The 17,007-nt window shown below is 52.6% G+C and carries 18 protein-coding genes and 1 tRNA gene; 10 read left to right on the forward strand and 9 right to left on the reverse strand.

Features of this window, described 5'->3' with window-relative positions; all coding sequences use genetic code 11:
• Window position 1: 1 nt before the first annotated feature.
• A tRNA-Gly gene (locus NA330_RS18535) sits at window positions 2-77 on the reverse strand.
• A 275-nt stretch (window positions 78-352) separates the two neighbouring features.
• Here NA330_RS18535 and NA330_RS18540 point away from each other — a divergent pair.
• Window positions 353-1,093 (forward strand): arginine ABC transporter substrate-binding protein, encoded by a 741-nt coding sequence (locus NA330_RS18540; protein ID WP_000727897.1) that lies wholly within the window; start codon window positions 353-355, stop codon window positions 1,091-1,093.
• Window positions 1,094-1,154: 61 nt separating this feature from the next.
• On the opposite strand, the gene orn is transcribed toward NA330_RS18540, so the two are convergent.
• The gene (gene orn / locus NA330_RS18545) at window positions 1,155-1,700 is read right to left on the reverse strand and encodes an oligoribonuclease (RefSeq protein ID WP_001271546.1); all 546 of its coding nucleotides are present in this window, start codon (window positions 1,698-1,700) and stop codon (window positions 1,155-1,157) included.
• A 106-nt stretch (window positions 1,701-1,806) separates the two neighbouring features.
• Between orn and rsgA the strand changes: the two genes are divergently transcribed.
• The 3 genes from rsgA (at window position 1,807) to mscM (ending at window position 7,264) form a co-directional block, all read left to right on the forward strand.
• On the forward strand, window positions 1,807-2,859 hold the full coding sequence (rsgA, locus tag NA330_RS18550; RefSeq protein WP_023217926.1) for a small ribosomal subunit biogenesis GTPase RsgA: 1,053 nt from the start codon (window positions 1,807-1,809) through the stop codon (window positions 2,857-2,859).
• A 91-nt stretch (window positions 2,860-2,950) separates the two neighbouring features.
• Window positions 2,951-3,919: an archaetidylserine decarboxylase gene (asd, locus tag NA330_RS18555; protein WP_000934949.1), complete on the forward strand. Its 969-nt coding sequence runs from the start codon at window positions 2,951-2,953 to the stop codon at window positions 3,917-3,919.
• An 18-nt stretch (window positions 3,920-3,937) separates the two neighbouring features.
• Complete coding sequence (mscM, locus tag NA330_RS18560) at window positions 3,938-7,264, forward strand: miniconductance mechanosensitive channel MscM (protein WP_001236749.1); 3,327 nt, start codon at window positions 3,938-3,940, stop codon at window positions 7,262-7,264.
• 136 nt (window positions 7,265-7,400) lie between these two features.
• On the opposite strand, the gene NA330_RS18565 is transcribed toward mscM, so the two are convergent.
• From NA330_RS18565 to epmA, 3 genes are all read right to left on the reverse strand, one after another.
• Entirely contained in the window at window positions 7,401-7,721 is a 321-nt protein-coding gene (locus NA330_RS18565) for a hypothetical protein (RefSeq protein WP_001737341.1), read from the reverse strand.
• Window positions 7,722-7,785: 64 nt separating this feature from the next.
• A complete protein-coding gene (gene yjeM / locus NA330_RS18570; RefSeq protein ID WP_000149872.1) occupies window positions 7,786-9,288 on the reverse strand; it encodes a glutamate/gamma-aminobutyrate family transporter YjeM in 1,503 nt (500 codons plus the stop codon).
• 225 nt (window positions 9,289-9,513) lie between these two features.
• Window positions 9,514-10,491 (reverse strand): elongation factor P--(R)-beta-lysine ligase, encoded by a 978-nt coding sequence (epmA, locus tag NA330_RS18575; protein ID WP_023242530.1) that lies wholly within the window; start codon window positions 10,489-10,491, stop codon window positions 9,514-9,516.
• 322 nt (window positions 10,492-10,813) lie between these two features.
• Between epmA and frdA the strand changes: the two genes are divergently transcribed.
• From frdA to NA330_RS18600, 5 genes are all read left to right on the forward strand, one after another.
• On the forward strand, window positions 10,814-12,604 hold the full coding sequence (gene frdA / locus NA330_RS18580; RefSeq protein WP_001192954.1) for a fumarate reductase (quinol) flavoprotein subunit: 1,791 nt from the start codon (window positions 10,814-10,816) through the stop codon (window positions 12,602-12,604).
• Window positions 12,597-13,331: a fumarate reductase iron-sulfur protein gene (frdB, locus tag NA330_RS18585; RefSeq protein ID WP_000829509.1), complete on the forward strand. Its 735-nt coding sequence runs from the start codon at window positions 12,597-12,599 to the stop codon at window positions 13,329-13,331. The genes frdA and frdB overlap by 8 nt, the downstream gene beginning before the upstream one ends.
• Before the next feature lie 10 nt (window positions 13,332-13,341).
• Window positions 13,342-13,737 (forward strand): fumarate reductase subunit FrdC, encoded by a 396-nt coding sequence (gene frdC, locus NA330_RS18590; protein WP_000208749.1) that lies wholly within the window; start codon window positions 13,342-13,344, stop codon window positions 13,735-13,737.
• Window positions 13,738-13,747: 10 nt separating this feature from the next.
• Window positions 13,748-14,107: a fumarate reductase subunit FrdD gene (gene frdD, locus NA330_RS18595; protein ID WP_000609650.1), complete on the forward strand. Its 360-nt coding sequence runs from the start codon at window positions 13,748-13,750 to the stop codon at window positions 14,105-14,107.
• A 110-nt stretch (window positions 14,108-14,217) separates the two neighbouring features.
• Window positions 14,218-14,751: a lipocalin family protein gene (locus NA330_RS18600; protein WP_001221670.1), complete on the forward strand. Its 534-nt coding sequence runs from the start codon at window positions 14,218-14,220 to the stop codon at window positions 14,749-14,751.
• Between the two features lie 16 nt (window positions 14,752-14,767).
• On the opposite strand, the gene sugE is transcribed toward NA330_RS18600, so the two are convergent.
• Window positions 14,768-15,085 carry a quaternary ammonium compound efflux SMR transporter SugE gene (gene sugE, locus NA330_RS18605; RefSeq protein WP_000118469.1) on the reverse strand — a complete coding sequence of 106 codons (318 nt, stop codon included), beginning with the start codon at window positions 15,083-15,085 and terminating at the stop codon, window positions 14,768-14,770.
• A gap of 256 nt (window positions 15,086-15,341) precedes the next feature.
• Between sugE and NA330_RS18610 the strand changes: the two genes are divergently transcribed.
• Window positions 15,342-15,929 (forward strand): helix-turn-helix transcriptional regulator, encoded by a 588-nt coding sequence (locus tag NA330_RS18610; protein ID WP_000912959.1) that lies wholly within the window; start codon window positions 15,342-15,344, stop codon window positions 15,927-15,929.
• A gap of 30 nt (window positions 15,930-15,959) precedes the next feature.
• On the opposite strand, the gene ecnB is transcribed toward NA330_RS18610, so the two are convergent.
• The 3 genes from ecnB to efp form a co-directional block, all read right to left on the reverse strand.
• Entirely contained in the window at window positions 15,960-16,106 is a 147-nt protein-coding gene (gene ecnB / locus NA330_RS18615) for a lipoprotein toxin entericidin B (RefSeq protein WP_000239598.1), read from the reverse strand.
• 107 nt (window positions 16,107-16,213) lie between these two features.
• Window positions 16,214-16,348 (reverse strand): entericidin A/B family lipoprotein, encoded by a 135-nt coding sequence (locus NA330_RS18620; protein ID WP_000977687.1) that lies wholly within the window; start codon window positions 16,346-16,348, stop codon window positions 16,214-16,216.
• Between the two features lie 60 nt (window positions 16,349-16,408).
• Window positions 16,409-16,975 (reverse strand): elongation factor P, encoded by a 567-nt coding sequence (gene efp, locus NA330_RS18625; protein WP_000257282.1) that lies wholly within the window; start codon window positions 16,973-16,975, stop codon window positions 16,409-16,411.
• Window positions 16,976-17,007 lie beyond the last annotated feature (32 nt).

Consider the following 17,007-nt stretch of genomic DNA (forward strand, 5'->3'; position numbering starts at 1 on the left):
TTGGAGCGGGAAACGAGACTCGAACTCGCGACCCCGACCTTGGCAAGGTCGTGCTCTACCAACTGAGCTATTCCCGCAAATTTGTTGCTGTCGTAATTCGCATTTCTGCGTCGTTACGGGAGGCGCATTATACGAGAAATCCATTTAGCTGCAAGCCCCTGAACGCATTTTTTCGCGATTTTTGTTTGAATGCTGATTAAATCACCAAACAAGACAAAAAACGAGCAAAGCGTGCGCTATGCAACAAAAAACTTTTCACGCCACGCCTAAAGGCACAGAATCAGAATAGCACCCTGCGCCAAAAAAAGAATAGCACGGTGACCACAACATCCAATTGATATCAGGGATCAAGATGAAAAAAAAACTTATTGTCATGCTGTTAGCCAGCCTCTCCGTTCACGCCGCTTCCGTTTCCGCCAGAACATTACATTTTGGCACCTCCGCCACCTATGCGCCCTATGAGTTTGTCGATGCCGATAATAAAATTGTTGGTTTCGATATTGATGTCGCCAACGCGGTCTGCAAAGAGATGCAAGCGGAGTGCTCATTTACTAACCAGAGCTTTGATAGTCTGATCCCCAGCCTACGCTTCAAAAAGTTTGATGCGGTGATCGCCGGTATGGATATGACGCCCAAACGTGAGCAGCAGGTCTCCTTTAGCCAACCCTATTACGAAGGTCTATCGGCGGTAGTCGTCACGCGTAAAGGGGCTTATCACACTTTTGCCGATCTGAAAGGCAAAAAAGTCGGTCTGGAAAACGGTACAACGCATCAGCGCTATTTGCAGGATAAACAACAAGCCATCACGCCTGTCGCCTATGACAGCTATCTAAACGCCTTTACCGATCTGAAAAACAACCGTCTTGAGGGCGTGTTTGGCGATGTCGCCGCGATTGGTAAGTGGCTAAAAAACAATCCGGATTACGCCATCATGGATGAACGCGCCAGCGATCCTGACTACTACGGAAAAGGGTTAGGCATTGCGGTACGCAAAGGCAACGACGCGCTATTGCAAGAAATTAATGCCGCGCTCGACAAGGTGAAAGCATCGCCGGAATATGCACAAATGCAGGAGAAATGGTTTACGCAGTAATTCAATGGCGGGAGAGCTGCCGGATGAGACGCTCTGGCGTTGCCATCCGGCATGTTACGCCTCACAGCTTAATGAAATGCTCGCGGTAGTAAGCCAGCTCCGCCACCGACTCGCGAATATCATCCATCGCCTGGTGCGTGCCCTGCTTGGTAAAGCCGGCCAGAATCTCCGGCTTCCAGCGGCGCGCCAGTTCCTTGAGCGTACTGACATCCAGATAGCGATAGTGGAAGTAGGCCTCCAGTTCCGGCATATATTTAAACAGAAAACGACGATCCTGACCGATGCTGTTACCGCAAATCGGCGACTTACCCGCAGGCACCCATGTTTTCAGAAATTCAATCGTCGCCAGTTCAGCGTCTCGTTCGCCCATCGTACTTGCCTTAACGCGATCTACCAGGCCGCTGCCGGTATGGGTGCGCACGTTCCAGTCATCCATTAACGCCAGTTGCGCATCGGATTGATGTACCGCAATCGTCGGCCCTTCCGCCAGAATGTTCAGGCTGGCATCCGTCACCAGCGTGGCTATCTCAATAATGCGATCGCGCTCGGGGTCCAGACCTGTCATCTCCAGATCGATCCAAATCAGGTTGTTTTCATCGGCACTCATGCTATTTTCCACCCTTCAGAGGTCACATTCACTGTGACTATATTCATCTACAATTGCGTGTATCATAGATGTTTTGCCCACTATGGGCGACCAGGAGCCAGTACGATTGAGCAAAAATAAACTCTCCAAAGGCCAGCAGCGCCGTGTGAACGCCAATCACCAGCGTCGTTTAAAAACGTCCGCGGAGAAAGCCGACTACGATGACAACCTGTTTGGCGAGCCTGCAGAAGGTATCGTCATTAGCCGTTTTGGTATGCATGCCGATGTGGAGTCTGCTGACGGCGAGGTTCACCGCTGCAATATCCGCCGCACTATCCGTTCGCTGGTGACGGGCGATCGCGTCGTCTGGCGTCCGGGCAAAGCCGCCGCAGAGGGCGTCAACGTAAAAGGCATCGTTGAAGCGGTGCATGAGCGCACCTCGGTATTGACGCGCCCGGACTTCTACGACGGCGTGAAGCCTATTGCCGCCAACATTGACCAAATCGTTATCGTCTCCGCGATTTTGCCGGAGCTGTCGCTGAATATCATCGATCGCTATCTGGTCGGCTGTGAAACCCTACAGGTTGAGCCGCTTATCGTACTCAATAAAATTGATCTGCTGGACGACGAAGGTATGGACTTCGTTAATGAGCAGATGGATATCTACCGCAATATCGGCTATCGCGTGCTGATGGTCTCCAGCCATACGCAGGATGGTCTGAAACCGCTGGAAGAGGTATTAACCGGTCGCATCAGTATTTTTGCCGGGCAGTCCGGCGTCGGAAAATCCAGCCTGCTAAATGCTCTGCTCGGCTTACAGAACGAGATTCTGACGAACGATGTGTCGAATGTCTCCGGTCTGGGTCAACATACCACTACCGCTGCTCGTCTGTATCATTTCCCGCATGGCGGCGATGTCATTGATTCCCCCGGCGTGCGCGAGTTCGGCTTATGGCATCTGGAGCCGGAACAAATCACCCAGGGCTTTGTCGAATTTCATGACTATTTGGGACATTGCAAATACCGGGACTGCAAGCATGACGCCGATCCAGGCTGCGCCATTCGCGAAGCGGTAGAGAACGGCGCTATTGCGGAAACCCGTTTCGAAAATTATCACCGAATTCTTGAAAGTATGGCGCAGGTAAAAACGCGTAAAAACTTTTCTGATACGGACGACTGACAGATACGCTAGGCGTCGTTAGAATCGTCCCCTTTTTTCAGGATACCGGTATAACTGCCGGTTCAGGAACAACAATGGCCTGGAGGCTACCTTGTTAAACTCATTTAAACTTTCGCTACAATACATTCTGCCGAAACTATGGCTCACTCGCCTGGCGGGCTGGGGCGCAAGCAAACGAGCAGGATGGCTGACAAAACTGGTTATCGATCTCTTCGTAAAGTATTACAAAGTCGATATGACCGAGGCGCAAAAACCGGATACCGCCAGCTATCGTACGTTCAATGATTTCTTTGTTCGTCCGCTGCGTGATGACGTACGTCCGCTCAATACCGATCCTAACATCCTGGTGATGCCTGCCGACGGCGTGATAAGCCAGTTGGGTCGTATCGAAGAAGATAAAATTTTGCAGGCCAAAGGCCATAATTACAGCCTTGAAGCGTTGCTGGCGGGTAACTACCTGATGGCGGATAAGTTCCGCAACGGCACGTTTGTGACCACTTACCTCTCCCCTCGCGACTACCATCGCGTGCATATGCCATGCAACGGCATCCTGCGTGAAATGATCTACGTACCGGGCGATCTGTTCTCCGTTAACCATCTGACCGCGCAAAACGTCCCCAACCTGTTTGCCCGCAACGAGCGCGTTATCTGCCTGTTTGATACCGAGTTCGGCCCTATGGCGCAGATTCTGGTCGGCGCAACTATTGTCGGCAGTATCGAAACCGTCTGGGCGGGGACCATTACCCCGCCGCGCGAAGGCATCATCAAGCGCTGGACCTGGCCAGAAGGCGAACATGAAGGGTCTGTCGCCTTGTTGAAAGGCCAGGAGATGGGGCGCTTTAAACTGGGTTCCACGGTCATCAACTTATTTGCGCCGGGGAAAGTGAATCTGATCGCGTCGCTGGCAAGCCTGTCCGTTACCAAAATTGGCCAACCGCTGGCGACGTCGACCGAAACATTCGTCGCGCCGGAGGTAGAACCTGCTCCGCTGCCGGCAGAAGAAATTAAAGCCGAACACGACGCCAGCCCGCTGGTTGACAATAAAAAAGACGACACCTAATCAAGAGAGAATGCTGACGTGCGCCTGATTATCGCTTTTCTGATGGCCTGGTGCCTCAGCACGGGGGCGTTCGCCGCAACGGCCCCCGACGCCAAACAAATCACGCAGGAACTGGAGCAGGCAAAAGCGGCGAAGCCCGCTCAGCCGGAAGCCGTTGAGGCGCTCCAGACTGCGTTAAACGCGCTTGAAGAGCGAAAAGGCTCGCTTGAGCGCGCGAAACAATATCAACACGTTATTGATAACTTCCCTAAGCTATCCGCCACCTTGCGCGCCCAGTTGAATAATCTGCGCGATGAACCTCGCAGCGTACCGCCAGAGATGTCCACCGAAGCGTTAAATCAGGAGATCTTGCAGGTTAGCAGCCAGCTACTGGATAAAACCCGCGAGGCGCAACAGGAGCAGGAGCGCGTCAGGGAGATCGCCGACTCGCTCAGCCAGCTTCCCCAACAGCAAAACGACGCCCGCCGCCAGCTTAATGAGATTGAGCGACGGCTCGGCGCCGCAGGCGGAAGTGCCGCGCTTAGCCAGGCGCAAAGTCTCAATATGCAGGCGGAGTCCGCCAAACTAAAAGCGTTAGTCGACGAACTGGAGTTGGCGCAACTGTCCGCCAACAACCGTCAGGAACTGGCTCGTCTGCGTTCCGAGCTGGCGGAAAAACAGAGTCAGCAATTGGATGCGTATCTTCAGGCGCTGCGCAATCAGCTCAACAGCCTGCGCCAACGTGAAGCGGAACGCGCGCTGGAAAGCACTGAGCTGCTGGCGGAAAACAGCGCCGGTTTGCCGGAAGGCATCGTCGAACAATTTAAAGTCAACCGCGAGCTGTCACAGGCGCTTAATCAACAAGCGCAGCGGATGGATCTGGTCGCCTCGCAGCAGCGACAAGCCACCAGCCAAACGTTACAGGTGCGTCAGGCGCTCAATACGCTGCGGGAGCAGTCGCAATGGCTTGGCGTGTCCAACATGCTTGGCGAAGCGCTGCGCGCGCAGGTCGCCCGTCTGCCAGAGATGCCTAAGCCGCAGCAGCTTGATACGGAAATGGCGCAGCTACGCGTCCACCGTATGCGCTATGAAGAGTTACTCAATAAACAGCCGCAGCTACGGCAAATACGTCAGGCCAATGGACAGCCGCTGACCGCCGAGCAAAACCAGATTCTTGACGCCCAGCTTCGCACTCAGCGCGAGCTGCTCAACTCGTTGTTACAGGGCGGCGATACGCTGATCCTGGAGCTGACCAAACTGAAAGTCTCCAACAGCCAACTGGAGGATGCGCTTAAAGAGGTTAATGAAGCGACCCACCGTTATCTGTTCTGGACCGCTGACGTTAGCCCGCTATCGCTCTCCTGGCCTGTTGATTTGGTTCAGGATTTACGTCGGCTTATCTCATTAGATACGTTTAATCAGTTAGGTAAAGCCAGCATCATGATGCTGACCAGCAAAGAGACGCTACTGCCGTTATTCGGCGCGCTGGCGCTGGTCGGGTTTAGCCTCTATTCACGTCAACACTTCAACCGGTTCCTTGAGCGCTCGGCCTCGCGCGTCGGGAAAGTCACTCAAGATCACTTCTCGCTGACGCTGCGAACGGTGTTCTGGTCGATTCTGGTCGCCTCGCCGCTGCCGGTCTTGTGGGCGACGCTCGGCTATGGTCTACAGGAAGCCTGGCCGTATCCGCTGGCCGTCGCCATCGGTGATGGCGTGACGGCGACAGTACCGCTGTTGTGGGTAGTCATGATTTGCGCCGCTTTTGCCCGTCCTAATGGTCTGTTTGTGGCGCATTTCGGCTGGCCGCGAAACCGGGTAGCGAAAGCGATGCGCTACTACCTGATGAGCATTGGGCTGATCGTGCCGCTCATTATGGCAGTGATCATGTTTGATAATCTTAACGATCGGGAGTTTTCCGGCTCGTTGGGCCGCCTTTGCTTCATCCTGATATGCGGCGCGCTGGCGCTGGTCACGCTGAGTCTGAAAAAAGCGGGCATTCCGCTCTATCTTGATAAAGAAGGCAACGGCGACAACATGGTCAACAGCCTGCTGTGGAATATGTTGATGGGCGCGCCGCTTATCGCGATTCTGGCGGCGGCGGTGGGTTATCTGGCCACAGCGCAGGCGCTACTGGCGAGACTGGAAACCTCGGTCGCCATCTGGTTCCTGTTGCTGGTCATCTATCACGTCATTCGCCGCTGGATGCTGATCCAACGACGCCGACTGGCTTTTGACCGCGCCAAACATCGTCGGGCGGAAATGCTGGCGCAGCGCGCGCGCGGCGAAGAAGAACCGGCGCACTCCTCCAGCCTGGAAGGCGCGGTCGACATCGATGAAAGTGAAATCGATCTTGACGCTATTAGCGCCCAGTCGCTGCGTCTGGTCCGCTCAATTCTGATGCTTATCGCCCTGCTATCGGTAATTGTACTGTGGTCGGAAATCCACTCGGCATTCGGCTTCCTGGAGAATATTTCGCTGTGGGATGTCACCTCTACGGTGCAAGGCGTGGAAAGCCTGGAGCCAATTACTCTGGGGGCGGTGCTCATTGCGATTCTGGTCTTTATCATCACCACGCAGTTGGTGCGTAATCTGCCTGCGCTGCTGGAACTGGCGTTATTACAGCATCTCGATTTAACGCCTGGTACCGGTTACGCCATCACGACCATCACCAAATATCTGTTAATGCTGATTGGCGGGCTGGTCGGTTTCTCGATGATCGGCATTGAGTGGTCGAAGCTACAATGGCTGGTGGCCGCGCTCGGCGTTGGGCTTGGTTTTGGCCTGCAAGAAATTTTCGCTAACTTTATCTCCGGCCTGATTATTTTGTTTGAAAAGCCGATTCGTATCGGCGATACGGTGACCATTCGCGATCTCACCGGCAGCGTGACCAAAATCAATACCCGCGCCACCACTATCAGTGACTGGGATCGTAAAGAGATTATCGTGCCGAATAAAGCCTTTATCACCGAACAGTTTATCAACTGGTCGCTGTCTGACTCCGTTACGCGCGTGGTGTTAACCATCCCGGCACCGGCGGATGCCAATAGCGAAGAGGTGACGCAAATTCTGCTGACGGCGGCGCAGCGCTGTTCTTTGGTGCTTGATAACCCGCCGCCTGAAATCTTTCTGGTGGATCTCCAGCAGGGTATTCAAATTTTCGAACTGCGTATCTATGCCGCGGAAATGGGACACCGTATGCCATTACGCCATGAGATCCACCAATTGATTCTGGCGGGCTTCCGCGAGCACGGTATTGATATGCCGTTCCCGCCGTTCCAGATGCGTCTGGAGAGTCTCGGAGGTAAACAAACGGGGAGAACGTTAACGTCAGCGGGTAAAACCAGCCGCCCGGCGGGGAGTTTGTAGCGCATGATCCGGGCAAGAAATGCCGGATGCGACCCGTCGGGTCTTATCCGGCCTACGGGCCGGCAATTAATCTGTAGGCCCGATAAGCTTGCGCCATCGGGCATTTCATCGCAGCTCACAGACATTTTCGGACTTATTATGCGTCCAGATCGGCAGCAGGCAGGTTAATTTCGCTATAGCGCATTCGAAATAAATCGCCGTAACCCACCAGTTCTCCGCGAAATACGAGGCACCTTATAACATACGCGCAATAAATATCCGACACATGTTTCCACTTATCCTCATCGCGATCCCTTAACGTGCCAATAGTCATTCCTACTACCATCGCAACCTTTCGACGTGCAACATGAACGGAAGAAAGAATAACCTTTTCTATTTCAAGGATATCTTCCGGAGTAAAATTGAGTGCCCTAACCTCATCTTCCGTGATAATCGGGTCTCTCGAACTATCATTCATAATGTTCTCCATCGGGCAATAAACGCCGGATGCGACCCTTGGGGTCTTATCCGGCATACGGTCTTTACTCCGCCGCCCACTCCGGATCAGCGCTCATGCGGCTGCTGTAATTCTGATAAATCGCCATCGCCAGCAGCGAGAAGAAGATCGGGCCGCCGATCATCCACAAGGCGCTGTCCCAATCCCCAGCTTCAATCACCGGCTGGATGATGGTAAAGACGTTGGCAAACGTCACCACCAGCACCACAACACCCGTCGCGACCAGGGTAGAGGCTTTGGTTTTAAAGAGAACAAATGGCCGCTCCAGATCCTGACGCGCTTTAAAGAAGGGAAATGCCAGCGCAAGGAACAGGTATGGCAAGGTCATTGAGACGTTCGCCATCAGCGTGAGTTTGTTATAAAACGCCGATGCGGTGTCACCGCCAAAAGAGACCAGCAAAATAAACAGACTCACAAGCACGCACTGTAGCCACATAGCGGTCGCCGGCATACCGTTAGCGTTCAGTGTCGTCATCGGCGCGGGCCACAACGCTTTTGGCGTCCCCTGAATAATGGCTTTCAGCGGTGAATAGCTCAACGTAAAAAACGCGCCGGTATAAGCCAAAAACATAGAAAGGCCGGTGATACGCGCAAACCAGACGCCCACCGTCATCGCTGCGTCCGGAGAAAGGTTTAACGCGTTACCTAATGTCGTGCCTAAACTCGACATCAAAATGTAGGTAATATTCCCTAAGTTAACGGCGCTATTACTTAATATCTGTTGCCAGTTAGTGCTGACGCCCCATAAAAAGATCGCCAAAGAATAACCAATTGAAATCACAATAGCCGCGAAAACAATACCTTTCGCAAAATTCTTTTCCGGTTTCTCGGTTTTATCCACCAGTCCGCCGACAGCCTCAATACCGCCGTACGCAAAAATAGCAAATACCACAAATGACAACATTGCCAGGCCGGAGTGATAACCCGGATTCGGTGACGAGGTAAAATTAATTTCTTGTGCAAAATGCCCACCATTTAATAACAAAATAGCGACACTCACTAACAATAAAACTAAATTAAGACACATTACGGCAATACCTCCGACCGCCGTAATTCGCGCAATTTTATTGATCCCTCTGGCGGCGACACACGTCACCAGAATCATCCAGCCAACGGCGAGCAGCCCGACAACCTGCGTAGGCTCAAGCCCCGCAATACGCCAGTGCTGCGTCATATCGGCGCCAAAAACAAAAGTAGAAAACGGTACCCAAATTTTTGCCGCCGTACTTACCATCCATATGACATACGATGAAAACCACATAAACGTGCCAATAAACGCGTAACGTGGCCCCACGCTATTATTCATCCACGAATAGATCCCGCCCTCTTCTTTGCGATAAGCGGAACCCATTTCAGCCATCATTAAGGCGAATGGAATAAAAAACAGCAAGGCAGAAAATATATACCACGGGATTGCGCTATACCCCATTAAATAAAACGCCGACGGGCTATTCGCAAAACCAAAAACAGAAGTAAAAATCATCAGGATAAGCCCAATAAGGCTCATCTTTTTTATCGTGTGGGTCATTCAACCATCCCTTACGCTCGAGCGCGTTTGCCAGACGCCGCTCACCGATTGACGCCGCCTTCTTTTTTACAAAGGTCAGCGATAAAAAAATCAACACAGGATTGATACCTAAATGGCATCAAAGTTCCAGCCTTATATTGTGGCAAACAGAGGATAATTGAAAAAATATGCTACAAAATGGCGCTTATTGCGCCATTTTATCTCGCGAAAGAGTGAATTTCAGATTTACGCCCGATCGACCGTAAAAGCAATCACGTCCGCCAGGCTTTCTGCTCCCAGCGCCAGCATCACCAGACGATCAACACCCAGCGCCACGCCGGAACAATCCGGTAGACCGGCGGCCAGCGCATCCAGTAGATTTTGGTCAATCGGCTGCTGCGGCAGACCGCGAGCGGCGCGCTTACGATTGTCCTGTTCAAAGCGCTGTTGTTGCTCACGTGCGTCCGTCAGTTCGTGGAAACCATTCGCCAGCTCAATACCTTTGTAGTACACCTCAAAGCGCTCGGCGACGCGATGATCCTCGGTACTGATTTGTGCCAGCGATGCCTGACTTGCCGGAAAGTGATAAATAAAGGTCGGCTTTTCTTTACCTATATGCGGCTCAACCCCCATCGTGAACAACAGTTGCAGCAACGTATCACGGTCTTCTTCCGTATCGGCGATATTGCTTAAATCAAGCTTTGCCGCCGCCTCACGCAGCAGCGTTTTATCTGCTGATAACGGGTCAATCTCCAGATGGCGCTGAAACGCCTGTTGATAGGAGAGACTTTCCGCGGGTTGACAATCCAGCACTTGCTGAAGCAAATCATCCACTTCATTCATCAGGCGGTACATATCGTAATGCGGGCGATACCACTCCAGCATAGTGAATTCCGGATTATGATGTCGTCCCATCTCTTCATTACGGAAACTGCGGCATAGCTGGAAAACCGGGCCGCACCCTGCCGCCAGCAGGCGTTTCATATGGTATTCCGGACTGGTCATTAAATAGAGGTTCATCCCCTGGGAATGGCCAGGTCCGACGAAACGCGTTTCGAACGGGAACAGATGAATGTCTGTGACCGTCGCCTGACTCATGCAGGGCGTCTCAACCTCAAGCACTCCACGATCGGCAAAGAAACGACGGATTTCCGCCATAATCGCCGCACGTTTTAATAAATTGGGGATGGACGCGCTCGGCTGCCAGGTTGCCGTTTCGCTCATGATTCTTTCTCCAGTTTAAGACAAGGTCACGAAGTCTACTCGCAACGCGCGGGCGAAACAAATTTTGCGCAGGCGTATCGGGAGCCTTCTGGAGGGTAAAAAAAGTGATTTCAGATGGTTTAGTAATTAAATTAATCAAAATCAATGATAATTCATCCCTCTGATACGCTAAAAAAATCGAACACGTCAAATTTCCCTCACATCCCTGAGACTATACTGTTGTACCCATAAAGGAGCAGTGGAAACGCATTCATACTTCGCAGAACCCAGAGGCTTTATCTGGCTGCGCGAGGGTGAAATTACAATAATCTGGAGGAATGTCGTGCAAACCTTTCAAGCCGATCTTGCCATTATAGGCGCCGGTGGCGCGGGATTACGTGCTGCAATTGCTGCCGCACAGGCGAATCCCAATGCTAAAATCGCACTGATCTCAAAAGTGTACCCGATGCGCAGCCACACCGTCGCTGCCGAAGGGGGTTCAGCCGCTGTCGCCCAGGATCATGACAGCTTTGACTACCATTTTCACGATACGGTAGCAGGCGGAGACTGGCTGTGTGAGCAGGATGTCGTGGATTACTTTGTCCACCATTGTCCCACTGAGATGACGCAGCTGGAGCAATGGGGCTGCCCGTGGAGCCGCCGTCCGGACGGTAGCGTTAACGTGCGTCGCTTCGGTGGTATGAAAATCGAGCGTACCTGGTTCGCCGCGGATAAAACCGGCTTCCATATGCTGCATACCCTGTTCCAGACTTCCCTGCAGTTCCCACAAATCCAGCGCTTTGACGAACATTTCGTGCTGGATATTCTGGTTGATGACAACCATGCGCGCGGCCTGGTGGCAATGAACATGATGGAAGGCACGCTGGTGCAAATCCGCGCCAACGCCGTGGTCATGGCGACAGGCGGCGCAGGCCGCGTATACCGCTATAACACCAACGGCGGCATCGTCACCGGCGACGGGATGGGCATGGCGCTGAGCCACGGCGTTCCGCTGCGTGATATGGAATTCGTTCAGTATCACCCGACCGGCCTGCCAGGTTCCGGTATCCTGATGACCGAAGGTTGCCGCGGCGAAGGCGGTATTCTGGTCAATAAAAATGGCTACCGTTACCTGCAAGACTACGGCATGGGCCCCGAAACGCCGCTGGGCGAGCCGAAAAACAAATATATGGAACTGGGGCCGCGCGACAAAGTATCCCAGGCTTTCTGGCACGAATGGCGTAAAGGCAACACCATCTCCACGCCGCGCGGCGATGTGGTTCACCTCGACCTGCGTCATCTCGGCGAGAAGAAACTGCATGAACGTCTGCCGTTCATTTGCGAACTGGCGAAAGCCTATGTCGGCGTCGATCCGGTTAAAGAACCGATTCCAGTACGTCCGACTGCGCACTACACCATGGGCGGCATTGAAACCGACCAGAACTGTGAAAGCCGTGTCAAAGGGCTGTTTGCCGTTGGCGAATGCTCCTCTGTTGGCCTGCATGGCGCGAACCGCCTCGGTTCCAACTCGCTGGCGGAACTGGTGGTGTTTGGTCGTCTGGCTGGCGAACAAGCAATGGAACGCGCTGCTACGGCAGGCGCCGCAAATAGCGCCGCGCTCGACGCCCAGGTTGCCGATATTGAACAACGTCTGAAAAATCTGGTGAACCAGGAAGGCAACGAAAACTGGTCGAAGATCCGCGATGAGATGGGTCTGTCTATGGAAGAAGGTTGCGGTATTTACCGTACCCCGGAACTGATGCAGAAAACCGTTGATAAACTGGCCGAGCTTCAGGAACGTTTCAAACGCGTACGTATCTCCGATACCTCCAGCGTGTTCAACACTGACCTGCTGTATACCATCGAACTGGGTCATGGTCTGAACGTGGCGGAATGTATGGCGCACTCTGCGCTGGCGCGTAAAGAGTCCCGCGGCGCGCATCAGCGTCTGGATGAAGGCTGTACCGAGCGCGACGATGTGAACTTCCTCAAGCACACCCTCGCCTTCCGCGATGCTGATGGCACGACCCGTCTGGAATACAGCGACGTGAAAATCACCACCCTGCCGCCAGCCAAACGTGTTTACGGCGGTGAAGCGGAAGCAGCCGATAAGAAGGAGAAGGCGAATGGCTGAGATGAAAAACCTGAAAGTTGAGGTGGTGCGCTATAACCCGGAAACCGATACCGCGCCGCACAGTGCTTTCTATGAAGTTCCTTATGATGAAACAACATCGCTACTGGACGCGTTGGGCTACATCAAAGATAACCTGTCGCCAGACCTGAGCTACCGCTGGTCCTGCCGTATGGCGATCTGCGGCTCTTGCGGCATGATGGTCAACAACGTCCCTAAACTGGCGTGTAAAACCTTCCTGCGCGATTACACCAACGGTATGAAGGTGGAAGCGCTGGCGAACTTCCCGATTGAGCGCGATCTGGTTGTCGATATGACGCACTTTATCGAAAGCCTGGAAGCGATCAAACCGTACATTATTGGCAACTCTCGCACGCCAGATCAGGGGCCGAATGTCCAGACCCCGGCGCAAATGGCGAAGTATCACCAGTTCTCCGGTTGCATCAACTGTGGTCTGTGCTACGCCGCGTGCCCGCAGTTCGGTCTGAATCCTGAATTTATCGGACCGGCTGCGATTACGCTGGCGCATCGCTATAACGAAGATAGCCGCGATCACGGTAAGAAGGAGCGTATGGCGCAGTTGAACAGTCCGAACGGCGTATGGACCTGTACTTTCGTGGGCTACTGCTCCGAAGTCTGTCCAAAACATGTCGATCCGGCTGCGGCCATTCAGCAGGGTAAAGTGGAAAGCTCGAAAGACTTTCTTATCGCCACCCTGAAACCACGCTAAGGAGTGCAACATGACGACTAAACGCAAACCCTATGTGCGGCCGATGACGTCCACCTGGTGGAAAAAACTGCCGTTTTATCGCTTTTATATGCTGCGCGAAGGCACAGCGGTGCCGGCAGTCTGGTTCAGTATTGAACTGATTTTCGGTCTGTTTGCGCTCAAACACGGCGCGGAATCCTGGATGGGATTCGTCGGCTTTTTACAAAACCCGGTGGTAGTGATCTTAAACCTGATCACCCTGGCGGCCGCGCTGCTGCACACCAAAACCTGGTTTGAACTGGCGCCGAAGGCGGCCAATATCATTGTAAAAGACGAAAAAATGGGGCCAGAGCCAATCATCAAAGGGCTTTGGGTGGTCACTGCGGTAGTCACCGTAGTCATTCTGTATGTTGCCCTGTTCTGGTAAGGAGTCCCGGATGATTAATCCAAACCCAAAACGTTCTGATGAACCCGTATTCTGGGGACTGTTTGGCGCAGGCGGTATGTGGGGCGCGATCATCGCGCCGGTGATCGTGCTACTGGTTGGCATCATGCTGCCGCTGGGGCTATTTCCGGGCGATGCCTTGAGTTTTGAGCGCGTACTGACGTTCGCCCAAAGCTTTATTGGTCGCGTTTTTCTGTTCCTGATGATCGTGCTGCCGCTATGGTGTGGCCTACACCGTATGCACCACGCGATGCATGACCTGAAAATCCACGTGCCCGCGGGCAAATGGGTCTTCTACGGTCTGGCGGCAATCCTGACCGTTGTGACGGCGATTGGCGTTATCACTCTCTAAGTTGCCACGACGCCCTCTTATCTACCCGATAAGAGGGCGTTTTTTCTTTTCCTGCCTCTCATTTTCCCGCCAGGTTCTACACTTAGAAAAAACACTGGAAGGAAAATTTTATGCGCATTCTGCCCGTCGTTGCTGCAGTTACGGCTGCATTTCTGGTTGTCGCCTGTAGTTCGCCTACTCCGCCTAAAGGCGTTACCGTGGTAAATAACTTTGATGCCAAACGTTACCTCGGCACCTGGTATGAGATCGCACGCCTCGATCATCGATTTGAACGTGGGCTGGAACAAGTCACGGCCACCTATAGTCTGCGTGACGATGGCGGGATTAATGTCATCAATAAAGGCTATAACCCGGATCGGGGAATGTGGCAAAAAACAGAAGGCAAAGCGTATTTTACCGGTAGTCCAAACCGCGCCGCGCTCAAGGTCTCTTTTTTCGGCCCGTTCTACGGCGGCTATAACGTGATTGCGCTTGACCGGGAATACCGTCATGCGCTGGTGTGCGGCCCGGATCGCGACTATCTGTGGATACTCTCTCGCACGCCAACGCTTTCTGAGGAAATAAAACAGCAAATGCTGGCCGTCGCGACCCGGGAGGGGTTTGACGTCAATAAATTAATTTGGGTAAAACAATCAGGTTCGTAGCAATATCAGCGACGAATTAATGCGCACTGAGTTTTAGCCCAATGATACCCGCGACGATCAAGCCAAGACTGAGCAAACGCGCCGGTGAGGCAGACTCGCCCAGCAGAAGGATACCGGTGATTGCCGCCCCGACGGCGCCGATGCCGGTCCAGATGGCGTACGCCGTTCCAACGGGCAGCGTTTTCATTGCCCAGGAAAGTAACGCCATACTGATAACCATGGCCGTAATGGTGATAATACTGGGGGTCAGACGAGAAAAACCGTGGGTATACTTCAGGCCGACAGCCCATACCACTTCAAGTAAACCAGCGATTAATAGAATGATCCAGGACATAGCAGGCTCCAGATAATTAATGGGGCCGTCCCCGGTGAGAATAGCGCTTACAGGTCGTCCTGTAACGTATACGGATGAAAAGCCATTCTTGCCTGAGAGAAAATGAATTTCAACCTTTTTATTTTTTTCCGTCTAAAGGCGGGAATTGGCCCTTTTAAGCCGCGTAGTTTTCGCATTTAGCGCCCACAGGAGTTCTCTATGATGGAACGCCTTCTGGGAAAGAAAGTGCTTTATCTACTTCCGGGTGCAAAAAACTATGTTGAAAATTTTAGTGATAGACCGATGCCACTTTACCCGTACGGGCATGGAGGCCTGGCTTAATCACACTGATGTGCTCAGTTCTTCACTGCTGGTATCCGGGATGAATAACCTTATACTGGCGAAAGAACATATTCTGCAATGGAAGCCCCATCTGGTTATCGCTGATTTATATGGTTTTCTCAACGATGCCTTACCCGAGCAGCCTATCAATGCATTTTTTGCCGCCTGCAGGATGACGCCGTTGGTATTATTACAGTCAGGGAATATGCCGTACAGACCGCAATATGCCAGTCATGCGGTGTTATCTAAACACACGCCTTTACATGAGCTTGCACAACGAATTAAAGGAGCGCTATATACTCATCCACTGCAGGAAGCGCCGGAAAGCGCCACGCCATTGCTCTCTCCGCAGGAGGAAAAAGTGCTCGCGATGTGGACGGAAGGCACCAGCAATAAAGAGATTGCGTATGCGCTTGGCATTCACGGGAAAACGGTTTACACCTATAAGCGTAATATCCGTATGAAACTTCATATGGATAACCGATATTCTCCCTTTCTTATGCTTCCGGAGAAAATCGATTAACGGTACGACGCCATGCCGTACCGTTGATGATTACTGCTGAGCTCTGGTTGCAGCGCCAGAGATCGCACTACCACCGTCCGAGATGTCCTCGCCCACGCCGCGCGTGGTATTACAAGCAGTTAATACAGTGGAAAGTACCAAAACAGAAAAGATCGCTGCAATTGTCTTTTTAACCATAATGTCTTCCTTTTCTAGCCAATGTTGTTTGTGTATAGCAACTTAATAATAGACAACATCCCAGAAAATGACGGGCGATCGACTAATTTTAGGAAGACGAGAAGCGATTAGCTGGCTGCGCGGGAGATGGCGTGGCCAAGATGCTGAATATCTTCGCCGAAGCCGCGGGCGGTATTACATGCCGTTAATAATGTGCTGGTAAGAAGAACCAGCGCGACAAGACCGATAAAGCGTTTCATCATTGAGGCGCGAAAAATAGGATGGCGCAGCATACGCTGCACCATTTTTCCCGATAACGTAAATTATTTTACGCGGGATACGTATTCGCCGGAACGGGTATCGACTTTGATCACTTCGCCAATCTGCACGAACAGCGGAACTTTAACCACTGCGCCAGTAGACAGCGTGGCTGGTTTGCCGCCAGTACCTGCGGTATCGCCCTTCAGACCTGGGTCGGTATCAACAATTTCCAGTTCAACAAAGTTCGGCGGAGTGACAGAGATAGGCTGACCGTTCCACAGGGTCACGATGCATTCCGCCTGATCCAACAGCCATTTTGCGTTGTCGCCGATAGCCTTGGCATCTGCAGACAGCTGCTCGAAGGTTTCGTTGTTCATGAAATGCCAGAACTCACCGTCGTTGTACAGGTAAGTCAGGTTCATATCGACTACATCCGCGCCTTCTGCGGAATCGGTCGATTTGAAGGTTTTCTCAACGCGCGTGCCGGTCAGCAGACGGCGCAGCTTAACGCGGGCAAACGCCTGGCCTTTACCCGGTTTCACGAATTCACTGGATTCAACCGCATAAGGTTCGCCATCCAACATGATTTTAAGACCGGAACGAAAATCGTTGCTATAGTAAGTCGCCATAAGGCCCTCTGAAATTGTTAACTGGTAGCTAA

This window comes from Salmonella sp. NW722 (assembly GCF_051702785.1).
GTDB classification, from domain to species: domain Bacteria; phylum Pseudomonadota; class Gammaproteobacteria; order Enterobacterales; family Enterobacteriaceae; genus Salmonella; species Salmonella enterica.